Here is a 17796-nt window from a genome sequence, read left to right on the forward strand (position 1 = left end):
ACACAGCGGTGCCAGCCGCCGCCGGTACGCCCGGCCGGGCAGGGGGCGCCGCCACCACAGACGTGCCCGGCGCCAGCGCCATCCACGACGCGGTGGGCAGCGCGGAAGGCGGTGTGACGGGTGTGGCGCGGGGCGCGCGCTGGCCGGTCTGCTCATCCAGGACACACCAGGGGCAGTACGGCAGGCCTGCCCGGAAGTGGTGCGTGGGGACGCGCGGGCAGCCGCGCAGGCCCGCGGCGAGAGCGACGAGCGCGTCGTGCCACTGCGTCGCGGTGGGCCTGGGATTCTGGCTGCCCGCGCCGGGGCCGAACGCCTGGCCGAACATCGCCCGGGGCCCGGGCGGGAGGATGTCCGCCGGCGGCAGGTCCAGCGGCGGGCCAAGGTCGCGGTGCCCGCCGAGGGCGTACAGGCCCCGACGGGCAAGCTCCACCTGCCCCGGCGGCACGCCGCCGCCGCGCCAGCGGCCCGTGTAGGGCCGGTGCCCGCCCATGAGCAGCGCGAACAGGTGGACGGCGAGCGCGTAGTCGTCGGCGGCGGGCCTCAGCGGCCGGCCGCGCTCCGCGAGCAGCTCCGCGGGCGTGAAGTCGGGCCGGCCGACCGGGGACAGGTGCACCCCCGCGTCCACGGTCACCTGCGCCGCGTCGCAGTCGACGAAGATGACCCGGCCGGTGGGGGTCACCTGGACGGCACCGTCGTGGAAGTCGCCGACGACATATCCGTGCTCGTGCAGCACGGCTGTCGCCGCGGCCAGGCGCGTGGCCGCCTCGAGGCGCACCCCCCAGTCGTCGAACCAGCCGGGGCGGGGCGACGCGTCCGGGTGGACGAGCGTGAGCAGCGGGACACCGTCGGCGGGGGTTGCCACGGTGTAGCCCGCGAGACCGCCGCTCCCGTCGACGACGAGCTCGCTCGGCCAGGCGAACGCGTCGAGCCCGCCGGCCGGGTGTTCGGCTGCCCCGGGATCGGCTGCCCCGAGCTCGGCGGCGAGAGGCTCGGCGGCGGGGCGCTTGACGGCGGGCGGATCTCCGGCCGGGGGCTCGGCCGCCCGGGGCCCGGCAGCAGGCGCCCCAGCGGCGGGCGGATGGGCGATCATCCAAGTCAGCTTGGCCCGCTGTTCGGTGGCCGAGCGGAACAGGTGGGCCGGGTTGAACAGCTTGACGGCCGTGCCGGGGACGCCGTAGCGCTGGTAGAGCCGGCCCTGACCGGCGGCGCCGAGCGGGCGGCCGATGTGCATGCGCGACCCATCGAGGCCGAACAGATCGGCCAGATCCACCGAGTCCTGCTCGTCGCCCATGGATTCCTCTCAAGCGCGCTTCGTCAGGATCCCACAAACCGGTCCGAGGTGGGGGCGCATGGGAGGAACCGGCCCAGTCCCGGTAGGCGTGGCCTGCGTGGCCCGCCGGAAAGACCTGGTAGCCGGCGTCCCGGGCGATCGCGCGCCTTCTCCGGCGTGTCACCGAGGTGGCATGCGGTGGATCAGGTGGCGTGGTGCCCACGTCCTCGAAAAGGCGATCTTTCTGGACGACGGACACCGAGCGGCCCGGGGCGGAGGTGGCCGCGCCGCGCAACGCGGACCGGTGGAACGACGTCTCACCAGGCAGGCCACGACGTGGTGGCCTCCGTCGCGGTTGGGGTCGTGGTTGCGGCCAGGCCCCAGCCAGCGCGCGACCCATCATGATCGTGAATCGACCCCCGCTGACTTCAGCATGAATGGCGATGTCTGGCGGGGATCTGGAGCAGAACCGGGACGGGACGTGGAACCTCGCAGGCTGGAGCACTTCCTGGCAGTCGCCGAGGAGGGCGGCTTCACCAGGGCCGCCACGCGGCTGCACATGGTGCAGTCCGGCGTGTCGGCGTCGATCCGGTCGCTGGAGCGCGAGCTGGGCGTCGACCTGTTCGAGCGCACGACGCAGCACGTCGAGCTCACCGAGGCGGGCCGGGCGCTGGTCCCTGAGGCACGCCGGGTGCTTGGCGCGGTCCGCCAGGCTAGGCAGGTGGTCACCGAGGTGCGCGAGGGCGCGCGCGGCGCGTTCTCGCTCGGGATCCTCCACAGCCTCACCCCGCGTTCGGTGCTCGCGGCGCTCGCGGCCTTCCGTGCGGAGCACCCGCACGTCCAGGTACAGCTCGCCGCTCCCGACCCCGCGGCCGCCACGTCACACGCCGCGAGGGTCCGCGACGGCGAGCTGGACCTGGCGGTGCTGGTCATCACCGGCCCGACGCGGGACCTGCGCCTGCACGCGCTGCACACCGAGACGGTCGCGCTCGCCTGCGCCCTCGACCACCCGCTCGCCGCGTCCGGGCGCGCCGCCGTCACCCTCGAGGAGGCCGCCGGGCTCGACCTCATCGAGTTCCCCGCCGGCTGGGGCGTGCGCGCCGCCGTGGACCGGGCGTTCGCCGCCGCCGGCCTCGCCGAGCGGGCCACCTGTGTGGAGCTGGGTGACCTCTCGACGGTCATCGACCTCGTCCGCTATCGGACCGGCTGCGCCTTCGTCCCCGCGTCGCTGGCCGAACGCACCCGGGACCTCCGCTTCCTCGCCATCGAGCCGCACCCGCCCCGCTACCAGGTGGTGATCGCCACCCGCCCCGGCGGTCCCCCGTCCGCGACCGCCGCGCAGTTCCTCGACCGCTGCCTGCGCCTCGGCCGCGCGGCATAGCCGGCCGGGACACGGCCCCGTGCGCGAGACGCCGCGCCAGGCGGGCCGGCACTGAGCCGTTCCCGTGCCACGCCGTCCCCTGCCACCCAGGGGTATGGGAAGCCGGCGCCGGCGTCCCCATACCACCTGCCCCCGCGGTCCCCCGTATTCCCCCGTGCTGCCCATGATTCCAGCTCGGGCCTCCTCGTCGAGGGCCTGCCGGTATCTGTCCGGGAGCTGTCCGTCACGCCGTCCTGAACCACCGCAGCGGACAGTTCCTGGCCATCGCGTCCTTGGCAGTCCAGGACCACCGTCTGCAGCTTCCCTATCATGATCCTCCCGTCGAGCGGCCGGTGGGCGCGGGGCGCAGGTCAGGGACGCGGCGGGCGGCCGTGGCGGCGGCCAGCAGCTCGCCGACCTTCTCGGTGAGCACCGCCGGCGAGCACGGCTTCTCCACGTAGGCGACGCCGTGCGCCGCGACCGATGTCGGGTTGATCATGCCTCGGTGGTAGGCGGACACGTACAGCACCGGCAGGCCGGGGCGGGACGCGCGCAGCCGGTCGGCGAGCTGGCGGCCGTTCATCCTCGGCATCATCACGTCGGTGACCAGGATGTCGAGGGCGGCCGCGGCCCCGGCGAGCTTGATCGCGTCCGGGCCGTCGGCGGCGGTCAGCACGTCGTACCCCGCCATGAGCAGGATCCGCTCGGACAGCCGTCGGACCTCACCGTCGTCCTCGACCAGCAGGACCGTCCCGCGCCCGCCGGAGATCGGGGCGGTGTCGCGCCGGGGGGTGGCCGCGCCCGGTGCCGACGACGTGGCCGGCAGGTAGACGCGCACGTCGGTGCCGATGCCGCGCGCCGAGTCGACGAGCACCTGCCCGCCGGCCTGGCGGACGATGCCGTAGACGGTCGAGAGGCCCAGCCCCGTGCCCTGGCCGGGTTCCTTCGTCGTGAAGAACGGCTCGAAGATGAGGCCGCGGGCCTCTTCCGGGATGCCGACCCCGGTGTCGGAGACGGTGAGCAGCACATGCTGGACCAGACCGCCGGCGGCTCCGTTGACCCCGATGCCGACGCCGGCCGTCGCGGGAGTGGCCGGCGCGAGCAGGACGCGCGCCGTGCTGATCGTGAGCTGCCCGCCATCGGGCATGGCGTCCCGGCTGTTGACCGCCAGGTTGATGAGCACCTGCTCCAGCTGGCCGCGGTCGGCCCAGACGATCGCGTTCTGGGCCTCGGCCCGCACGACGATCTGGACGTCCTCGCGGATCAGCCGGCGCAGCATGTCCTCGATGCCGTTGACGAGCTCGTTGACGTCGACCGCCTGCGGCTGGATCGGCTGGGTGCGGGAGAACGCGAGCAGCTGGCGGGTGAGCGCCGAGGCGCGCGCGGCCGCGTCCCTGATCGCGATGACGTCGCGGCGGACCGGTCCCTCGACCTCGCCGAGCAGGAGGGCGGCGTAGCCGTCGATGACGGTGAGCAGGTTGTTGAAGTCGTGGGCGACGCCGCCGGCGAGCTGGCCGACGGCGTCCAGCCGCTGGGACTGACGCAGCTTCGCTTCCACGTTGCGCCGCTCGGTCACGTCGGCGACCATCGCCAGCGCCCCGCCGAAGCTGTCCGCGGGGATCCCGACGGGCAGCCCGTCCGCCGGGCTCGCCGGGCCCTTCGCGCTCAGAGGTGGCGCGGCCGCGCGCGGAGGTGGCGCGGCCGCGCGCGGTGTCCCCACCGGCGCGGTGTCGGTGTCGGCGCGAGCGGTGAGCGCGATCTGCGCGTGCACCGTGTTGCCGTGGCCGTCGTTGCCGTGGCCGTCGCCGCGCGGGCGGCCGGCGGGAGCGAGCTCGACCTCGATCCGCTGGGTGTCCCGGTCGCGGACCATCGCGAGCGCCGCGAGGAGCGGCTCCCGATACTGGGGCAGCACCAGGTCGGTGAACGTCATGCCGTGCACCTCGCGCGGGGTGTGACCGACGAGAGCGGCGAACTGGGCGTTGGCATAGTCGATAGCGCCGGTGGCGTCGATGAGAACGACGCCCTCGCTGGTCGTCTCGACAATTCCGCGGTATCGCTGCTCGGAGAGCCGCAGCTTGCGTTCCGCGGTCTGGCGCAGCCGCAGGTCCTCGAACACGGCCGCGCCGCGGACAAGGGCCGGGAAACGGCCGCGCAGCGACCAGTACCAGATGCCGACGAAGGCCGTGCCCACGTCCCAGACGGCGCTGGCGAGCCCGAGGCCGTTCAGCTCGCCGTGCGGCGCGTGGAACGGCTGGGCGGCCGACGGATTCGCGGCGGAGCTGAAGTACAGTACGGCGTGCAGGCCGTGCCCGAGCGCGCAGGTGAAGAAGATCGCCGCCGTGGCGGTGCCCAGCTTGTTGTTGAGCCACTGCCGTGATTTCCAGAGGCCACGCGCGATCGTCAGTGAGATCGCGAAGTAGGTCGAGAAGATGACGGTGTTCGCGAACGCCGCGACCTGGTCGGTCATAGCGAATACTCCGTCGGCATGGCGACTATCCCGCTCCTAGTGACGCCCTTCCGGGAAGAACACGGTATTCGAAGGCTGTCGCTATTATCCGGGAACACCGGCTCCGACACGCCGACGCCGCGGGCGGACAACTGGCGTCAGGCCTGGCCGGGGATGGGCGGCGGCGGGGCGCAGGGCGCCGTCCACACGACGCGGGTCCCGACGCCGTCCGGGCCGGGGCCGATCTCGAAGGTGCCGCGCAGCTCCTCGGCGCGGCTTTGCATGTTCGCGAGCCCACTGCGCCGGCCAGGCCCGCCGGTCCCGAGTCCGATGCCATCGTCGACGATCTCAGCGCTGACCCGGCCGTCCGCGACGGTCACCGTGACCGACGCGCCCCGGCACCGGGCATGCCGGGCCGCGTTCGACAGGCTCTCCCGCACCACGGCGAACAGGTGGTCGGCGACGGCCGGGGCGACCGCGCTGTCCAGCGGGCCGTCCACGAGCAGGTGCGGCTCGAAGCCGAAGGCTCTGGTCGTCTCGTCGACGATGCCGCGCAGCGCCATCCGCAGGCCGGCACCGCCGGCCGCCGACCGGCCGCGCAGCTCGAACACCGACTGGCGGATCTCGCGGATCGTCGAGTCGAGGTCGTCGACATAGGTCGCCAGCCGCTTCGCCCGGTTCGGGTGGTCCTCCGCCTCGGACAGCCCCTGCAGACCGAGCGCGACCGCGAACAGCCGCTGCATGACGTGGTCGTGCAGGTCACGGGCGATGCGGTCGCGGTCCTCGAGCACCGTCAGCCGGTTCTGCGCCGCACGCGACTCGGCGAGCTGCAGGGCGATCGCGACATGCCCGGCGAACGCGGCCGCCATCTCCAGGTCCGCGTCGGTGAACGGCTCCGCGCCGCGGCGCCGCCCGAGGATGACCGCGCCCGCGCTGGTCCGCGAGGTGATCAGCGGTACGACCATCACCGGGCCGAGGTCGGGCTCGCCGGCGAGCAGCTCGGCGATCTCGGCCGGCGCCTCGCCGGCGAACAGCGGCGCGTGCTCACGGATCGCCCGCCCCGCCAGCGACTCGTCGACGGCGAGCACCCCGCCCGCCAGCCGCTCCGCCCCGTCGCCGGCGGTGATGTCCAGGTGCAGGTGCTCCGCGTCGTGCGCGCCGAGCGCGAGCGCGGCCGTGTCCGCGCGCGCGACCTCGCGGGCGCGCCGCACGATCAGCTCCAGCGGCCGGTCACCGTCGCCGAGCAGGTGACGGGTGATGTCGGCGGACGCCTGCAGCCACTGCTCGCGGTGCCTCGCCTGGCCGAACAGGCGGGCGTTGTCGATCGCGACCGCGGCGCTGGCGGCGAGCGCCAGCACCAGCTCCTCGTCCTCCGCGGTGAACACCCGGCCGCCGCGCTTCTCGGTCAGGTAGAGGTTGCCGAACACCTCGCCGCGCACCCGGATCGGCACGCCGAGGAAGGTGCGCATCGTCGGGTGGCCGGGCGGGAAACCGACCGCGCCGGGATGCCCCGCGATGTCCTCCAGGCGCACCGGCCGCGGGTCGTGGATGAGGGCACCGAGCACGCCCTCGCCACGCGGCAGGTGCCCGATCTCGGCGACCAGCCGAGGGTCGATGCCGACGTGGATGAACTGCTCCAGCGCCTCGGCGCCCCCGGCGGTCACCCCGAGGGCCCCGTACCGGGCGTCGACCAGCTCGCAGGCGGCCTCGACGATCCGGCGCAGCACCACGTCGAGGCTGAGGTCCGAGGCGACGGTCCTGGTCGCGCGCAGCAGCCCGCGCAGCCGGCCCTGTGTGGCCATGACGTCCTGCGCCCGGTCGACGAGCTGCAGGAGCAGCTCGTCGAGCTCGAGCCGGGCGACGCCCGGGAACTCCAGCTCCTCGCCCGGCGGCTCGTCGTGCCGAGACCCCGCACGCGGCGCCGGCGCCGCGCCGTCAGGCGCCGGCGGCGTGGGCCGGGCGGTCGGTTCGGGTCCCATGTCCTCGACACCGTAGCCGATGCCCTCCCCTGGAGGTGGGGGTCAGTCAGCTCTGCGCGCATCACTTTCCCGGTGGCTGTCCGGGCAGGTCAGGCCACACGGGGGAACAAGGGAAGGGAGGGGCGGGGCTAGCGCAGGCGGCGGCGGGCCGCGGCGGCGGACTCGGCGACCGGGGCGGCCGTGTGGATGACCGTCGCCGCCGGCCACGGGTCGGCCCGGGCCGCCATCGCCGTGTGCACCGCCGCCGTCGCGTCGGAGGCGTCCCGTCCCCCAGTCGCCCGGCGGGCGATACGGGCGGCCGCCACCTCGGGCGCGGTCACACAGCACAGCTCGACGAGGTCCGCCGCGGCGGTGCCGGCGAGCCGCGCCGCGGCGGCCCTGGCCGTGGCCGCCGACCAGGAGGCGTCCAGCAGCACGTTCTCCCCGTGCACGAGCGCGTGCCCGGCGCGGCGCAGCAGCTCGGCGTAGACGGCCTCGGTCGCCGCCGGTGCGTAGAGCCCGGCGTCCAGGCCGGGGTTGAGCGCGGCCGGCGCCGGCGCGTCGGCTGGCAGGCCCGCGAGCTCCTTTCGCACCACGTCCGAGCGCAGCAGCACCCAGCCGTCGTCGGCCTCGGCGAGCTGGCCGGCGAGCGTCGACTTGCCGGTGCCCGGCAGGCCCCCGACCAGTACCAGGCGCACCCGGCCGCGGCGCAGGTGATCGAGCGCGAGCGCGGCCAGCCGGCGGGCGAGGTCGGCGGCGTCCGGGTCCCCCTGCCCGGACCGCAGGCAGCTCACCTTGGCCCGCACGAACGCCCGGTAGGCGATGTAGAGATGCGCCAGCGACGGCGGGTGCACCTCGCCGGCGAACTCCCGGTACCAGCCGAGGAACCGCTCGGCCTCCTCGCGCGCGCCGAGCCGCTCCAGGTCCATCGCGAGGAACGCGACGTCGCCGAGCACGTCGCCGACCCGCAGCCGCTGGTCGAACTCGATGCAGTCGAGGATGCGCGGGCCGTCCGGCAGGCAGAAGATGTCGTCGGCCAGCAGGTCGCCGTGCCCGTCGCGGATCCGGCCGGCGCTCATCCGCTCCGCCAGCAGCGGGCCGCGCCCGGCGAGGTACCGGGCCGAGAGCCGGTCTATCTCGGCGACGACCTGGCCGTCGAGGATGGCGTCGCGGAAGGGAGCGACCCCCTCGACGCCCTCGCGCCACAGGCCCGCGAGCGTGTCGGGGCTCCCGGCCGCCTCGATCCGCGGCGACGTCTCGCAGGCCGCGTGGAAGGCGGCGAGCGCGCGGGCGACGGCCCGCAGGACCTCGTCCACCCGCTGGGCGCGGCGGACCAGCGTGGACAGCCGGAGCCGCTCGGGCAGCCGGCGCATCACCACCGCGTGGTCGACGAGCCGGCCCTCGGCGTCGCGCAGGTCGGCGACGCCGAGGTAGACGTCGGGCGCGAGGCGCCGGTTGAGAGCCACCTCGTCCTCGCAGGCGGCGAGCCGGGCCTCGCGGGTTCGGAAGTCGAGGAAGCCCAGGTCGAGGGGCTTTTTGACCTTGTAGACGAGGTCCCCGACGAAGGTCAACGTCGCGCTGTGCGTCTCGACCGTCTCGCCTCGCGGTACGGCGTCCACGTCCCACCGGCCGCTGCGGGACCCCATGGCCAGCTCGGGCCCCCCAGGTCGCCCGGCTCCCCGGGTCCCCTTGCCATGCGCGGCCTGGGGCACGTTGCCATGGGCGGCCTGGGGCGCGGTGACGGCGTCAGGCCCGGGCATCCTGCCTCCTCGGCGCGGTCTGGTTGCCGGCCCGGCCGGCATCGCGGCCGCCCGGGGTGCTGTCGGGACGCCGGACCTGGCCCAGCGGCGGGGACATTCGAACCGCCGTCTCGGCTGGCGGAGTTCGGCGTGCCAGGCTCGGGACGGTTGGACACACCGGAGACTCCTGCCCGCACGCGCACCACCGCGAAACGGGCAGTCCGGCGTCGCCTCGGCCGGTTCACCCGGGCCGTGAGCGAGGGGGCGCGAGGGCGGCCGCCCCGTCGCCCCGGGGGCTGGCGTCGAGCCGCGCGGCGAAGACGGCGGCCTGGGTGCGGCTGGTCAGCCCCAGCTTCAGCAGGATCGAGGAGACGTAGTTCTTGACGGTCTTCTCCGACAGGTGGATCCGGCCCGCGATCTGCCGGTTCGTGAGGCCTTCGGCGACGAGCTTCAGGATCTCGCGCTCACGGACGCCCAGGGCGGCCAGCCTCGGGTCCTGCGCCGGCCCCTCGCGCAGGCGGGTCAGCACCCGCCGGGTGACCGCCGGGTCTAGCAGCGACCGGCCCGCGGCGATCGCGCGGATCCCGCCGACCAGGTCGGTCCCCTTGATCTGCTTGAGCAGATAACCGGACGCACCGCCCATGATCGCGGAGAACAGGGCGTCGTCGTCGTCATACGACGTGAGGATCAGGCAGCCGATCTCCGGATGCGCCGACCGGATCTCCCGGCAGACGTCGATACCGCTGCCATCCTCGAGACGGGCGTCGAGGACCGCGACGTTCGGCGACACCGCGGGGATCCGGCGTAACGCCTCGGCCGCGGTGGCCGCCTCGCCGACCACCTGGATATCACCGGTGTCCTCGAGCATCTCCCGGATGCCGCGCCGGACGATCTCATGATCATCCAGGAGGAACACCCGCACATCGCTCATGATCAAAACAATACGCGCGGACGAGGGTGTGCAGGTGGCGCGAGTGGTCTGCCGGCTCTGGTAGGTACGGACCACCGGGCCAGGACTTTGGTCCTAGCCGGCAGTCACTCGCTGGGACCGGCCGGGCGTCCGTCCGGCCGGGCAGGCGGGCGGCGAAAGGGCTGCCGCCCCGGTTGGTTGACGCGGGGAGGCCTCAGGGGGTGATGGGCGGGGCTGGCCAGCTGGCGGTCTCGGAGCTGGTCATCCAGGCGATGTCGTCGGCCCGGACGCCGAGCCGGCTGGCGATCTCGGTCGCGTCCTTGCCCTCGCTCAGCGCCGCGCGCAGAGCGTCCGCCCGCAGCTGGCGCAGCTGCGAGGGCCGTGGGTGGTTGCGCCAGATCAGGTCGTTCGCGTGGGCCGCCCGGTCCACGGAATCCTCGATCGAAGCAATCTCTTCACAGGTCGGCACATGGCCATGGTGGACGTAATGGGCCCGGAGGACAACAGCGAGATGGCTGGATCCGGGCCACATTGCCAACACACGTCAAACGACAACGGACCATCTGAATGCCGGTCGGTTACCCGCGATCGCCGATGGCGAGCAAGAGGGGCCGGCTCTGAGCCGGTGCGTGTCCGGCCGGCCGCGCTGACGAGCACGGGGCCGGGCCGGCCGCGCGCCGCTGTGACCAGGGCCACGCAATCGCGAGGCGAGGCCGCGACCTGCGCGGGACCGCCCGTGGTGCCGACGTCATCACGGTGGCGTGCGCCGACGCGCCGCGGTCGCCGCCCGCGGACCAGAGGCCAGCCCGCGCGCGGCCGCGAGGGAGCGAGTGGACACGCCGGCGACGGCGGGCCCGCCCTGGGCACGCCCGCCTAGGACCCGACCACTTTGGTGCCAGCGGAGCCCGAGGCACCCGGGACATTCGGGGCTGGGCCGGCGAGGCCGTGGCGCAGGAGGCTCGCGAGCTCCGCGTAGGCGTCGGCGTCGGACAGGCCCGTGGCGGCGGTGATGTCGCCGCGCTGGATGGCCGACATCACCGCCGTCGCCGCCTGGCCGACGAAGGCCGCGTCGACCCCGCGGAACACCCCCGCATCGACGCCCGCGGCGACCAGCTCGCGGATCCGGCGGGCGGCGATGCGGGTGTTGCGCTCGTACTCGGCGCGGGTCGCCGGGTTCGCGGCCAGGTCACGGCGGAACGCCGGCGAGGCGGGCCGCAGCTCGCGGGCGACGCCGCCCAGGTAGGCGCCGACCGTCTCGGCGGGGCTCGCCGCGGCCACCGCCGCGACGTCGCGCTCGATCCGTTCGGCGGCGACCCGGAAGAAGTGCCGGGCGACGGCGACCGCGAGCTGTTCCTTGCTGTGCGCGAGCGCGTAGAGCGTGCTCTTCGAGCAGCGCAGCCGGGCGGCCAGGTCCGCCAGCGTGAACTGGGCGAACCCCTCCGCCAGGAAGATCCCCAGCAGCGCGTCGAACAGGTCCGCCTGCCGCGACGTCCGCGCCGGGCGCATCTCCGGCGCGGGCACCGGTGCCGGGACGGCGGCCAGGTCGTCCACGTCGGGAGCCGGCCGCGCGCTCATGATCGAAAGACCGTCGGCGGCGGCGCTGTCCCGGCCGACGCCAGGTCGCCGGCGCGCCGCGCCAAGGCGTCACGAGCCTCCGGAGCTTTCCCGCGTGGCCACATCCTGTCCACGTTACGGGGATCCCGGTCCCGCGCCCGCCCGACAGGCCGCGAGCCCGGCGGCGCCCGGCCCCGCCGCTCGGCCGCCCCTCACCTCCGGGCGCGACCGGTCAGGGGCCGGCGAGCTGGGGGGCGATCGCGAGGAGCTCGGCGGCGAGGGCGTCGTCGCCGAAGATCTCGGTGTGCGGCTCAGTGGGCTGGCCACGGTCCGCGACCAGCAGGCAGAACTCGACGGTGTCGAGGGTGAGCTCGGCTTCGGGCAGGCCGACAGCCGCCGCCGCGGCGGCGGCGCCGGCGCCGCCGATCTGGACCAGCCAGGAGCCGCCGCCCGGGCCGGTGAGCGTCAGGCGCACGGCGCCGGCGGGCGCGGTGGCCGCGCGCGGCGGCAGGGTGCTCAGCAGCCGCGCCGCGAGGTCCGCCATCGCGCCGAGACTGTCGGCGGGCGGCGGGGGCACCCGCAGGCCCGCCGCGGCACCGATGTCGCGTGCATGGGTCCAGGTCTCGAAGGCCCGGATCTTCAGCTGGTCCGCGACGGTCGTCCGGACGCCGTCGACCTCGACGCGCAGCGAGGCGAGCTCCGGCTGGGTGCTCAGCCTCGCCGCGATCGCTTCGACGCCGCGGCGCCACAGCGCCTGGACGCGCTCGCGCGGCCAGCCGGCAACCCAGCTGAGCAGCCGCTCGGTATGGCTGACCAGGCCGGCGACCGGGCCCGGCGCGGGCTCGACCGCGACACCGATCGCCGTCGCGAGCAGGGCGTTGCCCGCGGCGAGGTGGGGTACCAGGTCGCCCACGCGCCAGGTCAGCACCGGGCTGGGCGTGCGCAGCGCGTCATCGCTCACCTCGGCCAGCACCGACTCGAGGATGCCGGCCGCGGCGGCGAAGGGAGCGGCGAACGCGGGCACCCGCGGTGCCGGGCGCCGGCGCGCGCGGGCCGCCGCCCGCAGCTGGGCCGGCGAGGGGGCATCGGGGAGCTCGTCGACGTCGCCGAGCGCGAGCAACAGGTCGTCGACCTCTCGCCGCTCAGCCTCGGCGTACGCGCAGGTCGGACACGAACGCGTGTGTTCGGCGATCAGCCGAGCCTCATCGGCGTCACACAGGTCCGTCGTCAGATGGGCGAGAAACGCACGTCGATGTCCCTCGGACTCATCACCCATGGTCATTCGCCGATGCCTTCCTCGGCGAGAGTTCGGGCGATACGCGCGAGGGCATTCCGCATCCGTGATTTCGCGGTGCCTTCCGGTATTCCGAGCTCGGCCGCCACCTCGCGGTAGGTCATTTCCCGATAAAACGCCAGCTCAACCGCGGTCCGTAAGGCGTCGGGCAGGTCTCGCACGATCAGGCGGACCCGGCAGGAGGTGTCTGCCGCCTCGACGGTCTCGTCCACGCCGGGCAGCTCGAACGGGCCGTGAAGCTCCGGCGCGGTCCGGCGGCGACGTCGCTCCTCGCCGCGCACCCAGTCGACCGCCCGCCGGTGCGCCAGCATCCCCAGCCACGTTCGCAGCCCGGCGCGATTGGGGTCATACGCCAGCGGATGTTCCCAGAAGTAGCCGAAAACGTCCTGGACTATGTCACTCGCGGCTTCTCGGTCTCGGGTCACCCGATGCGCGAGTGCGCGCACCAGGGTTCCGAACAACGCGTAAGCCTCGTCGAGTGCGCGCTCGTCACCAGCGACCAGCCGACCGTGCAGCTCCGCGTCTCGTACCGCGAGCGCGACCGCCGGTTGCGCGTTGTTCCCCGTCACAGCACGTCCACCTCCACGCTGGCGGGAGGTCATCGTAGCGCATGGTCCAAAGCTGTCCGGTCCGCTCCACGCGGTGAAGGGCCGTGCCGGAATGGAACCGACACGGCCCTTCACCGGCGCCGAGACGGAGACCGTCACCGGGCAAATGCCTCGTGGCAACCCCTGATGGTGTCACTGTTGTTCATGCGCGGCCTCCGCTCACGGTCCCCGCCTCGCGACGCGCGCGCGAGTCACGGCACATTCGCGCGCCCGCCGCGGGCAGATCACGGATCGGGGTATGACGTGGATCACGTCATGGTGTTTGCGAGTGGCGGCGCAGCTCCCAGTGGTTGCCAGCCGGGTCGGCGCAGAACACCACCGCCAGGTCGCCCCGGCCGCCGGACCGGTAGGCGATGCCGGCGGCGTCCAGCCGGCGTTCGACGTCCTCGTCGACCTCGATCGCCGTGTGGGCCCGCGCCGCGGGCCGGTGGTCGGGATCGATGCTCAGGTGGATCTGGCTGCCGTCGTCCGCCTCATACCACCGGGCGATACCGGCGAGGTCGGGCGGCACGTCCATCTTCCGGTAGCCGAGGACGTCGACGAGAAACGCGCCTTCGGCGTCGTCGAGGCCCGGCGGAACACCGAGGTTGGCGTGATGGAACCGTGGCATGGGTAGCGACCTCGCGATCTCAGAAGACGCCGATACCGGCTGCCTCGTTGCGCCTGCGCCATTCGTGCCGGGACATCCGGGTCACGTCGACGTCCTTGGCCAGCTCGCGCAGCGCGCCGACGTTCGCCTGCTCCTTGGGGGTGTGGGCGAACGGGTCCCAGCCGAAGAACCGGCAGGCGTTCCGCCAGGTGATCTTGTCGATCTCGGGGTCGGTGCAGCCCGCGTCCTGGAACTCCTTCCAGGCGAACTCGGGCGACGTGGGCCAGGTCGTGTCGGTGTGCGGGTAGTCGCACTCCCAGGCGATGGTGTCAATGCCGATGCGATCGCGCAGCGCGAGCCCGGAGGGGTCGGTGATGTAGCAGGCCAGGATGTGCTCGCGGAACACCTCCGACGGAAGCCTGCCGCCGAAGTCGCTGTGCAGCCACGCCTGGTTCTGGACGTGCCGGTCGGCCCGGTCGAAGTAGAACGGGATCCAGCCGATCCCGCCCTCGGACAGCGCGACCTTGAGGTCCGGGAAACGCCGCAGCGTGGGGCCGAACAACAGGTCCTGCGCGATGATCGCGGAGATCTGGCAGGTCAGGATGATGAGGTGGTCGATCGGCGCCTCATCCGGCTTCTGGATCAGGCTGAAGCCCGCGCCGATGTGCAGCGACAGCACCATGTTCTCGTCGCACAGGGCCTGCAGCATCGGGTCCCAGTGGCCGGACAGGAAGCTCGGGAAGCCCTGGGCGTGCGGCGCCTCGAGGAAGCTGATGGACCGGCAGCCCTTGCGCCCGATGCGGTGGATCTCCTTCACCGCCAGGTCGACGTCCCACATCGGCACGATGCCCAGCGGGATGAACCGGCCGGGGTAGGTGCCGCACCACTCGTCGATGACCCAGTCGTTGTAGGCCTGGAGCATCACGAGCGCGACGTCCTTGTCACGCGCCTCGTGGAAGGTCCTGGCGTTCCAGCCCGCCATGGTCGGGAAGCACATGGACGCGAGCACGCCGTTCGCGTTCATGTCCCGGACCCGCTCGTGCACATCGAAACAGCCCGGGCGCAGCTCCGAATAGGTGCCCGGGTTGAAACCCCATTCCTCGCTCGGCCAGCCCACCGTGGCGGCCATGCCGAAGTTCGTCGAGGTCCCCTCACCCTGGAAGACCCACTGGTCCAGGCCCTGCTCGTTCCGCACGACCTTCGGAGCCTCGTCCCGCCACTTGGCCGGGACGTGCTTCTCATACATGTCCGGCGGCTCGATCATATGGTCGTCGATGCTCACCAGAATCATGTCGTCCATGCGCATGGGACCGCTCCTCTCACTGTGGTTGGCGTCCGGAGGGGTATGGAGGGTATGGAGGGTATGGAGGCGTTCACGGATCAGGCAGCCGGCAGGTCGACCAGGACCTTGATCCGCCGGCCGGCCCGCAGGTCCAGCAGCGCGGCGCGAAGATCGTTCAGCTCGACGTGCTCGACCCACCCCGCCGTCGGGTACGCACCGCCCGCGATGAGGTCGATCACCCGCCGGAACACTCCCGGGGCGTACCCCAGCGATCCGGTGAGCTCGATCTCGCCACGTGACAGCACCCAGGGCGGGAAGCTCACCTCCCGGTCGGAGAAGGCGATCCCGACGTAGCGTCCCCTCGCGCGCAGCACGGCCGGGGCGAGCGAGAACGTGGCGGGCGCGCCGGCGCAGTCGACGACCGCGTCGACGCCGCGCCCCTTCGTCCGCCGGCGCACCTCGTCGGCGACGTCGACGAGGCCCGGATCGAGGACCTGCGCGACGCCGAGCGCCGCCACGGCCGCGCGGCGAGCCGCCACCGGCTCGACCACCAGGATGTCGTCCACTCCGACGGCGCGCAGGCCGAGAACGGCGCCGACCCCGATCGGTCCGGCGCCGAGCACGAGGGCGGACTGGCCCGGCTGGGCCTCGGAGCGCAGCACACCGTTGAACGCGACCGAGATCGGTTCCACCAGCGCGGCGTCGGCCAGGGACATCGAGTCGGGAATCGGGTGCGTCATCGCCCGGGGAACGACGGTGAACTGGGCCAGGCCGCCCCCGTGCGAACACAGCCCGTGTGTCATCACCAGGCGGCACAGCTGCGGCAGCCCGGCCTGGCAGCGGTCACAGTCACCGCAGGAGTAAAGCGGTTCCACGCACACCCGGTCGCCGGCCGCGACGTCCATGACGCCCTCACCGACGGCGGTGACCGTTCCGGCGAACTCATGACCCGGGATCTGGGGCAGCACCCCGCCGGTGAGCGGGTGCGGCGTGGTCGTGCAGGCCCGCGGGCCGGAGAAGTACTCGTGCAGGTCCGTGCCACACAGCCCGTTGTGGGCCACCGCGATCTTCACCTCGCCGGCGGTCGGCTCGGGCTCCGGGATCTCCTCGATCCGCACGTCCTCGTGGGCGTGTAATCGTGCCGCGATCATCCGGACACCTGGTCAATCAGAGCCTGTGCCCGGCCTTTGGCCAGCAGGGCTGCCTCGGTCGGGGCCATCGCCTCCGTGACGGGCGAGATGACCTCCGGACCCACCGAGCCGAGCGCCCCGATCCGCTGAAGCGTCCCGAACAGGCGGACGAGGTCGAAACAGCCGTCGCCGGGCAGCAGTCGATGGAAGGTGTCCTGGGCGAGAGTTCCCTGGAGGTCGGCTCCCCCGTCGGAGACCTGCACCGTGAAGATCCGGTCGCCGGGCAGGGCCTCCAGGGCCGCGTAGTCGGGATTGCCGCGGAAGAAGTGCCAGGTGTCGAGGACCAGGCCGCCGTTCGCGCGGTCGGCGTCCGCCACGACGGCCGCGGCGCCTGGCAGGTCGCTGATCGCCATCATCGCGAGGAACTCCAGCTGGACGCGGGTGCCGACGTCGGCCGCGCGGTCACACAGCCGGCCGAACGACGCGGCGACCTGCGCCGGCGGCAGGTCGCAGGTCGGCCGGGAGAACACCGTCAGCGACTCGGCCGGGAGCGCCTCGCACATGCGCAGCACCTCGTCGGCGGTGAACGCGACGGAGCGCGCGCCCGGTATCGGTGCGCCCTCGTACCAGTTCATGAACCCGTCGAGCACGATGCCGAGGCCGGCGTCGCGCAGCCGTCCGCCCAGGTCCTCGGGCTTGGTGCCCGCCTCCTCGGCCAGCGCCACGTCGAGCGGGCTGATCGACAGCTGGTGGAACCCGCAGGCCGCGGCCGCGTCGATCCGCCGTTCGAGTGGACTGTTCAGGCCGAGCGTTCCCGACCACAGCACCCAGTCGATGCCGTCCGGCGCCTCGCGCATCCCGTGTTCCTCTACGTCGTGTTTCCCGTACGTCGAGTGTCGAGCCAGGCCGTCGACAAGCTGGCTGGCCGACCGGCCGGCCCCACTACCTGCGTCGCGTACCTGCGTCGCGTACCTGCGTCGCGTCGTCCGACCGCGCGCGTCCGCCCCACAGCGCATCGGCACTCTACGCCCGACACGGCACCGAGTGCCACTCTTGATGTCGGGCCGCGATCGTAGCACCGGGTATGCTGCGCGCCGCCCATCCCAGCGCCTTCTGATTGTCCCTCGCCGGTCTTCCGGCCGCCCGGGAATGCGGCTCGGTCATACTCGTACGGGTGAGATTCCGGGCGACCGTCGACCTGCACGGCACCACGGCGACGGGCATCGAGGTGCCCGCGGACGTCGTCGCGGAGCTGAACAGCGGCAAGCGGCCCAAGGTCACCGTGACGATCGGGCCGCACACCTACCGGACCACGGTCGCCCCCATGGGCGGCCGGTACCTCATCCCCCTTTCCGCCGAGAACCGCGGCGCGGCCGGGGTGTCCGCCGGCGACGAGGTCGACGTGGAACTGGCCCTCGACGCCGCCCCCCGGATCGTCGAGGTACCCGACGACCTCGCGGCGGCGATCGCGGGGGCGCCCGTGGCGCAGGCGACGTTCGACCAGCTCGCCTTCTCGCACCGCAAGGAATGGGTCCGGTGGGTGACCGAGGCGAAGAAGCCCGAGACCCGCCAGACCCGCATCACCAAGACCGTCGAGGCCCTGAGCGCCGGCCGCCGCAACCGCTAAACGCCGCGCCAGGGCAGCCCGCCGGGTCA

Annotated in this window: 14 protein-coding genes and 1 pseudogene; 2 read left to right on the forward strand and 13 right to left on the reverse strand. The window is 73.4% G+C overall.

The features are described 5' to 3' along the window. Positions 1–1291 (reverse strand): annotated as a pseudogene (locus BCD48_RS10880) (hypothetical protein); the annotation flags it as partial. 460 nt (positions 1292–1751) lie between these two features. Here BCD48_RS10880 and BCD48_RS10885 point away from each other — a divergent pair. Next, positions 1752–2651: a LysR family transcriptional regulator gene (locus BCD48_RS10885; RefSeq protein WP_071048235.1), complete on the forward strand. Its 900-nt coding sequence runs from the start codon at positions 1752–1754 to the stop codon at positions 2649–2651. A 307-nt stretch (positions 2652–2958) separates the two neighbouring features. Here BCD48_RS10885 and BCD48_RS10890 read toward each other — a convergent pair whose 3' ends face one another. From BCD48_RS10890 to BCD48_RS10945, 12 genes are all read right to left on the reverse strand, one after another. Further along, on the reverse strand, positions 2959–5097 hold the full coding sequence (locus BCD48_RS10890; protein WP_071048236.1) for a hybrid sensor histidine kinase/response regulator: 2139 nt from the start codon (positions 5095–5097) through the stop codon (positions 2959–2961). A 137-nt stretch (positions 5098–5234) separates the two neighbouring features. After that, positions 5235–7055 carry a sensor histidine kinase gene (locus tag BCD48_RS10895; RefSeq protein ID WP_071048237.1) on the reverse strand — a complete coding sequence of 607 codons (1821 nt, stop codon included), beginning with the start codon at positions 7053–7055 and terminating at the stop codon, positions 5235–5237. A gap of 128 nt (positions 7056–7183) precedes the next feature. Continuing rightward, a complete protein-coding gene (locus BCD48_RS10900; protein ID WP_083418456.1) occupies positions 7184–8794 on the reverse strand; it encodes an AAA family ATPase in 1611 nt (536 codons plus the stop codon). Positions 8795–9014: 220 nt separating this feature from the next. Then, positions 9015–9704: a response regulator gene (locus BCD48_RS10905; RefSeq protein ID WP_071048238.1), complete on the reverse strand. Its 690-nt coding sequence runs from the start codon at positions 9702–9704 to the stop codon at positions 9015–9017. Positions 9705–9897: 193 nt separating this feature from the next. Beyond that, entirely contained in the window at positions 9898–10113 is a 216-nt protein-coding gene (locus BCD48_RS10910; protein ID WP_083418457.1) for a hypothetical protein, read from the reverse strand. A 443-nt stretch (positions 10114–10556) separates the two neighbouring features. Further along, positions 10557–11258 (reverse strand): TetR/AcrR family transcriptional regulator, encoded by a 702-nt coding sequence (locus BCD48_RS10915; protein ID WP_198543198.1) that lies wholly within the window; start codon positions 11256–11258, stop codon positions 10557–10559. Positions 11259–11469: 211 nt separating this feature from the next. Further along, positions 11470–12519 carry a maleylpyruvate isomerase family mycothiol-dependent enzyme gene (locus tag BCD48_RS10920; protein ID WP_083418458.1) on the reverse strand — a complete coding sequence of 350 codons (1050 nt, stop codon included), beginning with the start codon at positions 12517–12519 and terminating at the stop codon, positions 11470–11472. Beyond that, complete coding sequence (locus tag BCD48_RS10925) at positions 12516–13100, reverse strand: RNA polymerase sigma factor (RefSeq protein ID WP_071048240.1); 585 nt, start codon at positions 13098–13100, stop codon at positions 12516–12518. Before BCD48_RS10925 ends, BCD48_RS10920 begins: the two co-directional genes overlap by 4 nt. Positions 13101–13392: 292 nt before the next feature. Further along, entirely contained in the window at positions 13393–13749 is a 357-nt protein-coding gene (locus BCD48_RS10930; RefSeq protein ID WP_071048241.1) for a VOC family protein, read from the reverse strand. Positions 13750–13768: 19 nt separating this feature from the next. Then, on the reverse strand, positions 13769–15034 hold the full coding sequence (locus BCD48_RS10935) for an amidohydrolase family protein (protein ID WP_071048242.1): 1266 nt from the start codon (positions 15032–15034) through the stop codon (positions 13769–13771). A gap of 74 nt (positions 15035–15108) precedes the next feature. Then, positions 15109–16161, reverse strand: a complete 1053-nt coding sequence (locus BCD48_RS10940) for a 2,3-butanediol dehydrogenase (protein ID WP_071048243.1) — start codon at positions 16159–16161, stop codon at positions 15109–15111. Continuing rightward, on the reverse strand, positions 16158–16997 hold the full coding sequence (locus BCD48_RS10945; protein WP_071048244.1) for a sugar phosphate isomerase/epimerase family protein: 840 nt from the start codon (positions 16995–16997) through the stop codon (positions 16158–16160). Before BCD48_RS10945 ends, BCD48_RS10940 begins: the two co-directional genes overlap by 4 nt. Before the next feature lie 317 nt (positions 16998–17314). Here BCD48_RS10945 and BCD48_RS10950 point away from each other — a divergent pair, with 317 nt between their 5' ends. Then, a complete protein-coding gene (locus tag BCD48_RS10950; RefSeq protein WP_071048245.1) occupies positions 17315–17767 on the forward strand; it encodes a YdeI/OmpD-associated family protein in 453 nt (150 codons plus the stop codon). Positions 17768–17796: the final 29 nt, after the last annotated feature.

The organism is Pseudofrankia coriaricola (assembly GCF_001854805.1).
Taxonomy (GTDB): Bacteria; Actinomycetota; Actinomycetes; order Frankiales; family Frankiaceae; genus Pseudofrankia.

Excerpts from the sequence above, each read along its gene's own strand:
- BCD48_RS10890 (WP_071048236.1), bottom strand. The coding sequence starts at position 5,097 with ATGACCGACCAGGTCGCGGCGTTCGCGAACACCGTCATCTTCTCGACC.
- BCD48_RS10895 (WP_071048237.1), bottom strand. The coding sequence starts at position 7,055 with ATGGGACCCGAACCGACCGCCCGGCCCACGCCGCCGGCGCCTGACGGC.
- BCD48_RS10900 (WP_083418456.1), bottom strand. The coding sequence starts at position 8,794 with ATGCCCGGGCCTGACGCCGTCACCGCGCCCCAGGCCGCCCATGGCAAC.
- BCD48_RS10905 (WP_071048238.1), bottom strand. The coding sequence starts at position 9,704 with ATGAGCGATGTGCGGGTGTTCCTCCTGGATGATCATGAGATCGTCCGG.
- BCD48_RS10915 (WP_198543198.1), bottom strand. The coding sequence starts at position 11,258 with ATGAGCGCGCGGCCGGCTCCCGACGTGGACGACCTGGCCGCCGTCCCG.
- BCD48_RS10920 (WP_083418458.1), bottom strand. The coding sequence starts at position 12,519 with ATGACCATGGGTGATGAGTCCGAGGGACATCGACGTGCGTTTCTCGCC.
- BCD48_RS10930 (WP_071048241.1), bottom strand. The coding sequence starts at position 13,749 with ATGCCACGGTTCCATCACGCCAACCTCGGTGTTCCGCCGGGCCTCGAC.
- BCD48_RS10935 (WP_071048242.1), bottom strand. The coding sequence starts at position 15,034 with ATGCGCATGGACGACATGATTCTGGTGAGCATCGACGACCATATGATC.
- BCD48_RS10940 (WP_071048243.1), bottom strand. The coding sequence starts at position 16,161 with ATGATCGCGGCACGATTACACGCCCACGAGGACGTGCGGATCGAGGAG.
- BCD48_RS10945 (WP_071048244.1), bottom strand. The coding sequence starts at position 16,997 with ATGCGCGAGGCGCCGGACGGCATCGACTGGGTGCTGTGGTCGGGAACG.